7 protein-coding genes are annotated in these 12,031 nt (G+C 67.6%); 5 read left to right on the forward strand and 2 right to left on the reverse strand.

Annotation, left to right across the window (positions count from 1 at the left end; genetic code table 11):
- Nucleotides 1–68 precede the first annotated feature (68 nt).
- From ASG64_RS01860 to ASG64_RS01880, 5 genes are read left to right on the forward strand one after another with little or no spacing between them, the layout of a single operon-like run.
- Nucleotides 69–752 (forward strand): hypothetical protein, encoded by a 684-nt coding sequence (locus tag ASG64_RS01860; protein WP_056069487.1) that lies wholly within the window; start codon nt 69–71, stop codon nt 750–752.
- Between the two features lie 52 nt (nt 753–804).
- Nucleotides 805–1,728, forward strand: a complete 924-nt coding sequence (locus ASG64_RS01865; protein WP_235579459.1) for an ABC transporter ATP-binding protein — start codon at nt 805–807, stop codon at nt 1,726–1,728.
- Nucleotides 1,725–2,507 carry an ABC transporter permease gene (locus ASG64_RS01870; RefSeq protein WP_042574683.1) on the forward strand — a complete coding sequence of 261 codons (783 nt, stop codon included), beginning with the start codon at nt 1,725–1,727 and terminating at the stop codon, nt 2,505–2,507. The genes ASG64_RS01865 and ASG64_RS01870 overlap by 4 nt, the downstream gene beginning before the upstream one ends.
- Nucleotides 2,474–6,364, forward strand: a complete 3,891-nt coding sequence (locus ASG64_RS01875) for an ABC transporter ATP-binding protein (RefSeq protein WP_200933410.1) — start codon at nt 2,474–2,476, stop codon at nt 6,362–6,364. Before ASG64_RS01870 ends, ASG64_RS01875 begins: the two co-directional genes overlap by 34 nt.
- 36 nt (nt 6,365–6,400) lie before the next feature.
- Nucleotides 6,401–10,186 (forward strand): multifunctional oxoglutarate decarboxylase/oxoglutarate dehydrogenase thiamine pyrophosphate-binding subunit/dihydrolipoyllysine-residue succinyltransferase subunit, encoded by a 3,786-nt coding sequence (locus ASG64_RS01880; protein WP_082043053.1) that lies wholly within the window; start codon nt 6,401–6,403, stop codon nt 10,184–10,186.
- Between the two features lie 85 nt (nt 10,187–10,271).
- On the opposite strand, the gene ASG64_RS01885 is transcribed toward ASG64_RS01880, so the two are convergent.
- Nucleotides 10,272–11,303, reverse strand: a complete 1,032-nt coding sequence (locus ASG64_RS01885; RefSeq protein WP_042574685.1) for a beta-ketoacyl-ACP synthase III — start codon at nt 11,301–11,303, stop codon at nt 10,272–10,274.
- Nucleotides 11,304–11,354: 51 nt separating this feature from the next.
- Entirely contained in the window at nt 11,355–11,984 is a 630-nt protein-coding gene (locus ASG64_RS01890; RefSeq protein ID WP_042574686.1) for a TetR/AcrR family transcriptional regulator, read from the reverse strand.
- Between the last annotated feature and the right edge of the window lie 47 nt (nt 11,985–12,031).

A 12,031-nucleotide genomic window follows, 5' to 3' on the forward strand; every position in this document is an offset into this window, starting at 1 on the left:
CACGGTAGAACGGTACGTGCGAGGTCGCACGGCAATCGGGCGCACGCGACGACGAGGAGGACCAGTCGATGGCCGACGATCCAGGACGACTCGAGAAGGCGCTCGTGTCGATACTCGACAACGGCAGTCGCCTCCAGGGTCCCGCTGTCGAGAAGTACGTCTGGCGCATCCGGCGTGCGCACCCCGAGGATTCCCCCGCGCAGATCGTCGAGCGGATGGAGAAGACGTTCCTGACGGCCGTGACCGGTAGCGGAGGCGCCGCCGGTGCCACCGCCGCGGTGCCGGGGGTCGGAACCGTGGCGTCGGTCGCCGCGGTGGGCGCCGAGACGGCGTTCTTCGTCGAGGCGTCGGCCCTGCTCACACTGTCCATCGCCGCGGTTCACGGCATCGCGGTCCACGATCACGAGCAGCGACGGGCACTCGTCCTGGCCGTCGCGCTCGGTGAGTCCGGGCGCGAGATCGTGGGGAAGACACTCGGCCGCGGCAACATCGGCAAGGTGCTGACCTCGCGCATCCCCGGCGCGAACCTCGGCGGTCTGAACAAGAAGCTGATCCAGAAATTCGTCACCAAGTACGCGGCCAAGCGCGGCGCGGTCATGCTCGGCACCATGCTGCCCGCGGGCATCGGTGCGGTGGTCGGAGGGGCCGGTAACCGCGTGCTCGGCAAGGGCGTCGTCAAGAATGCACGCGAGGCCTTCGGACCTCCGCCTGCGCGGTGGCAGGACGCCCCCGGCGTAGTCGATGCGGACTGACGGCCGGGTGGATATCTCCGGGACGAACGAGCCTGCGCTGCAAGCACGGTCGTTGACCAAGAGTTTCGGTGGTGTCCGCGCGGTGACGCAGGTCGGCTTCTCGGTCCCCCGTGGATCCGTGACGGGCTTCCTGGGACCGAACGGTTCCGGCAAGTCGACCACGCTGCGGATGATGCTGGGGCTGGTCCGACCGGACAGTGGCGATGCGTCGGTGGACGGTGTCCCCTACGCACGTCTCACCGACCCCGGGCGCGTGGTCGGCGCGGTGCTCGACGGCGCCGGCGCCCATCCCCGCCGCACCGCCAGGCGACACCTCCGCACCTACACACCCGTCCTGGGAGTGCCTGATTCCCGGGTGGACGAGGTTCTGGCCCTCGTCGGACTGGCCGACGTCGCGGATCGCCGCGTCGGCGACTTCTCGTTGGGAATGCGGCAACGCCTCGCGTTGGCCGGCGCAGTGCTCGGTGATCCGCACATCCTCGTGCTGGACGAACCGGCCAACGGTCTCGACCCGGAAGGCATCGCCTGGCTGAGGGAATTCCTTCGTGGATTCGCTCGGTCGGGGCGGACCGTCCTCGTGTCGAGCCACCTCGTGGGAGAGATCGAGCAGATCGTCGACCACGTCGTGATCCTCAGCGCCGGGACCGTGGTGTTCGACGGCAGCCTGGCGGATCTTCGCAGCACGCACCCGGTGCGAGTGCTGGTGTCCTGCTCGAACCCCGCCGCACTCGCACTCGGACTGGCAGCGGCGTCCTTCACCGACGCCACGCTCGGGTACGACGGACGACTCGTGGTCACCGGTGCGAGCGATGACATCGTTCGTGGAGTCGCGGACTCGAGCGGCGTCGCAGTCTTCGGCACCGAGCAGTCCGCCGTCTCCCTCGAGCAGATCTTCCTGTCGATGACTCGGCCGCAATACCCCTCGTCGCCGGCTCTTCCGGGCGTCGTCCCGTCGCACCCGGGAGCGCGAGTATGAGCGTCACGGCCTCGGGCCTTCTCCGATCGGAGATACGCGCGGTCACCTCGCTGCGTACGTGGTGGGCACTGGGACTGGCGCCCGTCGTGATCGGCGCGTTCGCCAGTGCCGTGTACGCGGGCATCGCGTCGTCGGACGCTCTGTCCGACGTCGAGGACGTCGATCGCTTCGCCGCTCTGATCGGCCTGTACGTCACCGTCGGATCCACGGTGCTGTTCGCCGCCGTGTTCGGGGCGGTGCACTCCGCGTCGGATCTACGGCACGGAACCGCGACGACGACGTACCTGGCCGCTCCGCGACGCGGACAGGTCGTGGCCGCGAAGATCCTGGTCAGCGCCGCGGTCGGAGCGGCCTACGCTGTTGTCGCCGTCCTGGTCAGCCTCGCGTCGCTCGCCGTCTTCGGCCGCGGAGCCCTGCCCGTCGACGACGGCCTCGTCGTCGCGATCTGTCTACTCGGTGTCGTCGTGGCCGCTCTGTGGGGTGTCCTCGGATGTGGCCTCGGACTGCTGATGGGATCACCGACATGGGCCGCCGTCGCCATCGTGGCGTGGGTTCCCGTCGGCGAGTTGATCGTCGTCGCCGTCCTCGGCGGAGTGGGTGGTGAAAGCGCTGCATCCGTGCTTCCCGGCGCAGCCACCGTGGGCGTACTGGCCGCGGACCGAGCGGGCGAGAGCGCGTCCGTCCTCCCGTTCTCGGCCGCGGTGATCGTGCTGTTGCTGTGGGCGGCTGCGTTCGCCGCGGCGGGGTGGCTCCGGACCCTGCGCCGAGACCTGACGTGAGCGAGACGCAGCCTCGCGGCTGGATCTCCCGACTGGCCTCCGACTGTTTCGCACATCGCCGTACCGCGGTGGGCGCACTCGCGGTCACCTTCGTGGCGGCGGCGATCGACATCTCGTTCCCGCTGCTGACGCGCGCTGCCGTGGACGATGCGTCCCGCAGCCGGACCGATGCCATCGTCGCCATCGTCGTCGCCATCGCCGGGCTGGCCGTCGTCCGCTTCGCGTGCCAGTTCGGACGTCGACTCCTGGCCGGGGCGCTGTCGATCGACGTGCAGCACGATCTCCGCCAGCGACTGCTCGCGTCACTGCATCGACTCGACGGCACCCGCCAGGACGAGATCAAGGTGGGGCAGGTGGTGTCCCGATCGATCACCGACCTGCAGTTGCTGCAGGGCCTGCTGGCAATGGTCCCGCTGTCCGCGGGCGCGCTGCTCCAGTTCCTGCTTGCACTCGGCGTGATGGCCTACCTGTCGCCGCTCCTGACGGTGGTCGCGCTGGCTGTCGTCCCTGCCATAGCCGTTCTCGTGGTCCGCCGACGGCCGATGCTCTACGCCGCGACATGGTCGGCTCAGCAGCGCGCCGCGGAACTCGCGGGACACGTCGAGGAAACCGTCACGGGCGTCCGCGTGGTCAAGGGATTCGGGCAGGAGACGCGCGCCGTCGACACTCTCGAAACCATCGGTCGACGCCTCTACGCCGAACGCCTGCGGGCAGCGGTGGTGAACTCCCGGTTCGCGCCGGGCATGGCCGCCCTCCCCCAGCTGGGACTGGTCGGCATCGTCGCGCTGGGCGGATGGCTCGCGTTGAACGGGTCCATCACCATCGGCACGTTCCTCGCCTTCGCCAGTTACGTAGCCACCATGGCGGCGGTCGCCCGCACCCTCACCTCCGTGGTGGTCATGGCCCAGTTGTCCCGCGCAGCCGTGGAACGCGTCTACGGCGTCATCGACACCACGCCCGTCCACGACGAGCCCGCGCACCCGGTCGCCGTTCCCGACGGTCCCCTGGGTCTGCGCCTGCAGGGAGTGCGCTTCGGCTTCGACCCCGATCAGCCGGTGCTGGACGGGCTGGATCTGACGGTGGAGCCGGGTGAGACCGTCGCCCTCGTCGGGCCGTCGGGCAGCGGTAAGTCGACTCTGTCGATGCTGCTCCCCCGCTTCTACCGCCCCTCCGACGGCAGCATCGAGCTGGTCTCGGCGCACGGGAGCGTCAACATCGCCGATGTGTCCGCCGACGACCTCCGCGCCGCGGTCGGCGTCGCCTTCGACGAGCCGTTCCTGTTCTCGAGCAGCGTCGCCGACAACATCGCACTGGGCGCGCAAGGTGCCACGGACGACGCCGTCCGGGACGCGGCCGTCCGCGCCCACGCCGACGAGTTCGTCTCGCAGTTGTCCGACGGCTACGCCACCACAGTCGGTGAGCGCGGCCTGACGCTCTCGGGTGGTCAACGCCAGCGCATCGCTCTCGCGCGGGTGCTGCTGGCGTCACCGCGCATCCTGGTTCTCGACGACGCCACCTCCGCAGTGGACGCCCGCACCGAGGCATCCATCTTCGACCAGCTCCGATCGGGCCCCCGCGTCACCACGGTGATCCTGGCGCACCGCCGCTCGACCCTGTCGTTGGCAGATCGCGTCGCCGTGCTGGACGCGGGCCGCATCGTCGACATCGGCACCGAGGCGGAGCTCGATCAGCGGTGCGCGCTGTTCCGCGAGTTGATGTCCGGTGCCGCCACCGAGGCGGCTGCGCCGGACGGTTCTCCGGAGCCGTCGGTGTGGCCGGACGACGGTGAGAACACCACCTTCGACTCGACCCCGGCCAGAGGCTCCGAGGTGGACGGTGCGGGCGGCGGCGGTCCGCCCGGGCCGGGCGGCCACATGGCGTCGTCGCTCGGTGGTTCGACACCGACCGAGGCCATGTACGACATGCTCGATCGGCTCGACCCCGCCGACGAGGATCCCGGAGTGGACACCGCAGTTTCACGACGCGACGAGTCCACGTTCACCTTGCGGCGCACGCTCGCGCCCGTCGCGGGACTTCTCGCTGCCGTGATGGTGTGTCTGGCGTTCGATTCACTGGTCACTATCGCGTTCCCGTCGATCGTGCGGTTCGCCGTCGACCACGGCGTGGCCGAGCGCTCGACCGCAGTGCTCGCCCTGGTCTCCGGTGTCGCGCTCGCCCTCGTGATCGCGGACTGGATCGTCGTCAAGGTGATGACGGTCATCACCGCGCGAGCCGGCGAGCGCGTCCTCTTCGGACTTCGTGTCCGCAGTTACGCACACCTGCAGCGACTGGGCCTCGACTACTACGAGCGGGAACTGTCCGGCCGCATCATGACGCGAATGACGACGGACGTGGACGCCCTGTCCGCGTTCATGCAGACCGGACTGTCGACGGCGGTGGTGAGCCTGCTGACCATCGTCGGCGTCTCGCTGGCGTTGATCCTGACCGACAGCGTCCTCGCGGCCGTCGCGTTGTCCGTCGTGCCGGTGCTCGTCGTCGCCACGCTGGTGTTCCGCAGGATCTCCTCCCGCGCCTACTCGCAGTCGCGTGAACGCATCTCCGCGGTGAACGCCGACTTCCAGGAGAACGTCACCGGGCTCCGCGTATCGCAGGCGTACCGCCACGAGGCCGTGGCCGCAGAGGCATTCCTGGTGAAGTCGAACGCCTATCGACGCAGTCGCATGCGATCCCAGCGCGCCATCTCGGTCTTCTTCCCGTTCATCGCGTTCCTGTCGGATCTGGCCCTCGCCGCCGTGGTCTTCGCGGGTGCCTACCGTGTCGCGGACGGGCAGACGTCCGCAGGTGCGCTGGTCGCGTTCGTGCTGTACCTCGGATTGCTGTTCGGACCGATCCAGCAGTTGTCGCAGGTGTTCGACGGTTACCAGCAGGCATCGGTGGGACTCACGCGTATCGGTGATCTGCTCGCCACCCGCAGTTCGATCGAGAACGGCGAGAGCGACGCACAGGTCGCGGTGCCCGCGAGACTGCGCGGCGACATCCAACTCGACGATGTGACGTTCCGGTATTCCGGAGCGGGGCGTGACGCACTGACCTCGGTCGACCTGCACGTACCGGCAGGCACGACCCTGGCACTCGTCGGTCGTACCGGGGCCGGGAAGTCCACCATCGTCAAACTCATCGCGCGTTTCTACGATCCGACCACCGGCGACGTCCGGGTCGACGACGCGTCGCTGCGGTCCTACCCATTGGGCGACTACCGACGCCGGCTCGGCGTCGTTCCGCAGGAAGCGCACCTGTTCAGCGGGACGATCGCGTCGAACATCGCCTTCGGTCGACCCGATGCGACGCGTGCGGACATCGAGAACGCGGCACGAGCTGTCGGCGCACTCCCCGCGATCGCTGCACTACCGCGCGGCATGGCGACGCCGGTCGGCGAGCGCGGCCGCGGTCTGTCCGCCGGCACCCGACAACTCATCGCGTTGGCCCGAGCCGAGCTCGTCGATCCCGACATCCTGTTGCTGGACGAGGCGACGGCGACGCTCGACCCGGCCACCGAACGGGCCGTCCTCGACGCCGGTCGCACCGTGACCGGGGGACGGACGTCGGTGATCGTGGCTCACCGTCTGGCCACCGCGGCGCGCGCGGATTCGGTCGTCGTGGTCGACGGCGGACGCATCGTCGAGAGAGGAACCCACGAGCAGTTGGTGACATCCGACGGTTTCTATGCCGAACTATGGGCATCCACCGAAGGACGCACCAGCAGTACACCGAGTGATGTGGCTCACCCGAGCCCCGATGGTTCGAGTTCGCCACGTCGCGGTGAGGCCAGTCACAAGGGCGACGCGGCCACGCGGCCGCCCGGCGGAAGGTCTAACCTTGACGGTGCCGTGCGCTGAGCGAGAAACAAGAAGGAAACGAGGCGAACACCTGCCGTGAGCAGCAGCTCTACAACACAGTTCGGACAAAATCAGTGGTTGGTCGACGAAATGTACCAGCGCTTCAAGACCGACCCGTCGTCGGTCGACGAGAGCTGGCACGAGTTCCTCGCTGACTACACCCCCGAACAGAACGGTGGCGGCGATCCCGCGACCGACAGTGAGTCCACCTCTGCCACACCGCAAGCCGAGCCTGCACCCAAGGCCGACAAGCCGGCGAGCAAGCCCGCCCCGAAGGCAGAGAACACGCCGAAGGCGGAACCCGCCCCCGCTCCCAAGGCAGAGAGCAAGCCCGTGACGAAGCCCGCTCCGAAGGTCGCCCCTGCGAAATCGACGGCAGCCGCCGGCCCCGCGGACAAGAAGTCCGCGGCAGTGCCGCCGCCGAAGCCGGAGTCGGACGGCCCCGAGGAAGACACGTCGAAGGTGCTCCGTGGAGCTGCTGCGGCCGTCGCCAAGAACATGGCCGCGTCGTTGCAGATCCCGACGGCCACCAGTGTTCGCGCGATCCCCGCCAAACTGATGATCGACAACCGTCTGGTCATCAACAACCACCTGGCGCGCACACGCGGCGGCAAGATCTCCTTCACCCACCTGCTCGGGTACGCCATCGTCCAGGCCGTGAAGTCGTTCCCCAACATGAACCGGCACTTCGCGGAGATCGACGGCAAACCCAACGCGATCACCCCGGCGCACACCAACCTCGGCCTCGCCATCGACTTGCCGGGCAAGGACGGGTCACGCTCGCTCGTCGTCGCCGCGATCAAGGGCTGCGAGAACTTCACGTTCAACCAGTTCCACACCGCGTACGAGGACGTCGTGCGCCGTGCCCGCGACGGCAAGCTTACGGCAGCCGACTTCAGCGGCGTCACCATCTCGCTCACCAACCCCGGCACCATCGGCACCGTGCACTCGGTTCCCCGCCTGATGAACGGGCAGGGCACCATCATCGGCGCCGGCGCCATGGAGTACCCGGCCGAGTTCCAGGGCTCGAGCGAAGAGCGCATCGCCGAGATGGGCGTCGGCAAGCTCATGACGCTGACCTCGACGTACGACCACCGCCTCATCCAGGGTGCGGAGTCGGGCGATTTCCTGCGCACGATCCACAACCTGCTGATCAGCGACGAGTTCTACGACCAGATCTTCCATGGTCTGGCCATCCCGTACGAGCCCATCCGCTGGCGTCGGGACCTGCCGACCGGAACCGTCGACAAGAACACGCGAGTGCTCGAGCTCATCGCGGCGTACCGCAACCGCGGCCACCTCATGGCCGACACCGATCCGTTGATGTTCACCAAGGACAAGTTCCGGATGCACCCGGACCTCGACGTGATCAGCCACGATCTGACCCTGTGGGACCTCGACCGCGAGTTCAAGGTCGGCGGCTTCCACGGCGAAGACAAGATGAAGCTGCGCGACGTGCTGAGCGTGCTGCGCGACTCGTACTGCCGGCACGCGGCCATCGAGTACACGCACATCCTCGAGACCGACCAGGTGGCGTGGCTCCAGGAGCGCGTCGAGGCCAAGCACGTCAAGCCGACGGTCGCTCAGCAGAAGTACATCCTGAGCAAGCTGAACGCTGCCGAGGCCTTCGAGACGTTCCTGCAGACGAAGTACGTCGGACAGAAGCGTTTCTCGCTCGAGGGTGCGGAGTCGGTCATCCCGATGATGGACTCGGTCATCGACCAGTCCGCCGAGCATGCCCTCGACGAGGTCGTCATCGGCATGCCGCACCGCGGCCGCCTGAACGTGCTCGCCAACATCGTCGGCAAGCCGTACTCGAAGATCTTCACCGAGTTCGAGGGCAACATGAACCCGGCCGCGGCACACGGGTCGGGCGACGTGAAGTACCACCTCGGCGCCGAGGGCAACTACATCCAGATGTTCGGCGAGAACGACATCAAGGTCTCGCTCACGGCCAACCCCTCGCACCTCGAGGCGGTGGACCCGGTCCTCGAGGGTCTGGTCCGCGCCAAGCAGGACATGCTGAACAAGGGCGATTCGTCCGACGGCTTCTCCGTCCTGCCGCTGATGCTGCACGGCGACGCAGCCTTCGCGGGACAGGGTGTGGTGGCGGAAACGCTCAACCTCGCGCTGCTACGCGGCTACCGCACCGGCGGCACCGTGCACATCGTCGTCAACAACCAGGTCGGCTTCACCACGGCGCCGGAGCACTCGCGGTCCAGCGAGTACTGCACCGACGTCGCGAAGATGATCGGCGCGCCGATCTTCCACGTGAACGGTGACGACCCGGAGGCGTGCGCCTGGGTGGCTCGACTGGCGGTCGACTTCCGTCAGAAGTTCCACAAGGACGTCGTCATCGACATGATCTGCTACCGCCGTCGCGGCCACAACGAGGGTGACGATCCCTCGATGACGCAGCCGGCCATGTACGACGTGATCGACACCAAGCGCAGCGTCCGCAAGAGCTACACCGAGTCGCTCATCGGTCGTGGCGACATCAGCCTCAAGGAGGCGGAGGACGCTCTCCGCGACTACCAGGGTCAGCTCGAACGCGTCTTCAACGAGGTGCGCGAACTCGAGAAGTACACCCCGGAGCCCAGCGAGTCGGTCGAGCTCGACCAGCAATTGCCGACCAAGCTCACCACCGCGGTGGACAAGTCGGTCCTGCACCGCATCGGCGACGCGTTCGTCAACGTGCCGGACGGGTTCACCGTGCACCCGCGCGTGCAGCCGGTCCTGGACAAGCGTCGCGAGATGGCCTACGAGGGCAAGGTCGACTGGGCGTTCGGCGAGCTGCTGGCTCTCGGCACGCTCATCGACGAGGGCAAGCTCGTGCGCATGTCGGGTCAGGACACCCGCCGCGGCACGTTCACGCAGCGCCACTCGGTCATCATCGACCGTAAGACCGGCGAGGAGTACACGCCGCTGCACAACCTGGGCAGCGACGATCCGGGCAAGTTCCTGGTCTACGATTCCGCGCTGAGCGAGTACGCGGCGGTCGGCTTCGAGTACGGCTACTCCGTGGGCAACCCGGACGCGCTCGTCTTGTGGGAAGCGCAGTTCGGCGACTTCGTCAACGGCGCGCAGTCGATCATCGACGAGTTCATCTCGTCCGGTGAGGCCAAGTGGGGCCAGCTCTCCGACGTCGTGCTGCTGCTGCCGCACGGCCACGAGGGCCAGGGTCCGGACCATACGTCCGGTCGCATCGAGCGGTTCCTCCAGCTGTGCGCCGAGGGCTCGATGACGGTTGCCGTGCCGTCGACTCCCGCGAACTACTTCCACCTGCTGCGCCGTCACGCCCGTGACGGCATCCAGCGGCCCCTGGTCGTGTTCACGCCGAAGTCGATGCTGCGCAACAAGGCTGCGGTCAGCAACATCGAGGACTTCACCGACGGCAAGTTCCACTCGGTGTTCGACGAGCCGACCTACGACACCGGTGACGGCGATCGCAAGAAGGTCGAGCGGGTGCTGATGGTGAGCGGCAAGCTCTACTACGAGCTTCTCGCCTACAAGCAGAAGAACTCGCGCGACGACGTCGCCATCGTGCGCGTCGAGCAGCTCTACCCGATCCCGAACCGTCGGATCGCGGAGACGCTGGACGGCTACCCCAATGCCACCGAGTACCGGTGGGTCCAGGAGGAGCCGGCCAACCAGGGTGCGTGGCCGACGTTCGGACTCGCGTTCCCCGAGCTCCTTCCCGAGCGTCTGTCCGGCATCAAGCGCGTCTCACGACGCCCGATGTCCGCACCGTCCTCGGGTTCGAGCAAGGTCCACGCGGTCGAGCAGGCGGAGATCATCGACACCGCCTTCAACGGCAAGTAGACACACCGAACACGAACCGGGCCGCACCTCGAAGGAGGTGCGGCCCGGTTGTCGTTGTGCCGCCTGATGTTTCAGGCCGAGGCTGTCAGGCGCTCGGCGCCTCCGGCAACGTGACGACCTGTCCGGCGAAGGACAGACCCGCACCGAATCCGAGCAACAGGGCGGTGTCGCCCTTCTTCGCCTTGCCGGTGCGGAGGACTTCCTCCACCGCGAGCGGGATCGACGCGGCGGAGGTGTTGCCCGCCTCGGCGATGTCGTGAGCCACCGGGATGTCCTCGGCGAGTTCGAGGCTCTTCGCCAGGAGGTCCGTGATGCGCGAATTGGCCTGATGCGGAACGAAGACGTCCAGTTCCGATGCCTTCACGCCGGCCTTGTCCAGCGCTTCACGGGCGACCTTCGCCATCTCGAACGCAGCCCAGCGGAACACCGCGATGCCTGTCATGGCGATCCACGGACGGTCGGCGTTGGGGTCTTCCTTCAGATCGGCGAAGTACTGCAGCCAATCCTTGTCCTGCTTGATGGCGTCGGACTGTGATCCGTCCGATCCCCACACGACAGGTCCGATGCCGGGCTCGTCCGTGAGGCCGACGACCATGGCGCCCGCGCCGTCGCCGAAGATCATGCGGGTTCCGCGGTCGTCCGGGCGTGTCGTGACGGACAGGTGCTCGGTTCCGATGACCAGCACCTTGTCCGACGTCCCCGCCCGGACCATGTCGGAGGCGAGCGCGAGGCCGTAGCAGAATCCGGCGCAGCCCGCTCCCAGGTCGAAGGCGCCGGGACCGCCGGTACCCAACGCGTCGGCGATGATCGACGCCGCGGGGGGCGTCAACAGAAGGTGGGTCGACGTCGCGATGATGACGCACCCGATCTCCTCGGCGCTGATGCCCGAGTTCTCCAGAGCGCGCCGACCTGCCTCGATGGACATCGAGACGACGTTCTCGTTCTCCCCTGCGAAGCGACGCGACTCGATGCCGGTGCGGGTACGGATCCACTCGTCACTCGAGTCGATCGTCTTGCAGATCTCCTCGTTGGTCACCACTCGCTCGGGCCGGTACGCGCCGATCCCCAGGATTCCTGAGTGCCGCGTCTCGGTCGGAATAGTGATCTGCGCGCCCATCGAAGGCCGTCCTCTCATGCCGCTGTCCGCGCGAAGCGCGGGTGTCGTGGCCTACGTTACTGCGCTGGAACGGGCCGCGGACAACTCCGTCGCCCCGTCGGGACCGAGGGCTACGGCGGGCAGCGCGTGAACCAGGAGCTCGATCAGCTCGTCCCGATCGAGGTCCTCTCGGCTCAACCAGGTGATGGTGACCTCCTCGCAGAACGCCACCCACCCGCGGATGGCGAGCTCGATCCGAGGAGTCGTCTCGATGCCCAGGAGCGGGAGTTGACCCACGGTTCGTTCGACCATGACGTCGCGGGTGCGCTCGAACACCGCCCTCATGTCCGGGTCCCCACTGGCGGTGCCGCGGAGCAGTGACACGTAGGTCGATCGGTGTGCGGTGACGTAGTCGACGTACGACGTGAGCGCGACCGCCAGCGTCGTGAGCGGGTCCAAACCCTCCGGCGGCTCGGTCGACGCGAGCATCTCTCTACTGGTGTGATCGACGATCGCGACGTGGAAGTCGTGCTTGGAGGTGAAGTAGTGGAAGAGCAGACCGCGGGAGACGCCGGCCTGGTCGGCGATGTCCTCGACCGAGATGGCGTCGAGTGTGCGCTCGGAGAGCATCTCCACACCCAGCTCGATGAGCTGGGCCCGCCGTTGCTCGGGGTTGAGCCGCGTTCGCTTCACGCTGTCCATTCACTCATCTTACTGAACAACGGTCAACAACTGTTGACTCACACTCA

The sequence above is a fragment of the Rhodococcus sp. Leaf247 genome, assembly GCF_001426185.1.
Classification (GTDB): domain Bacteria; phylum Actinomycetota; class Actinomycetes; order Mycobacteriales; family Mycobacteriaceae; genus Rhodococcoides.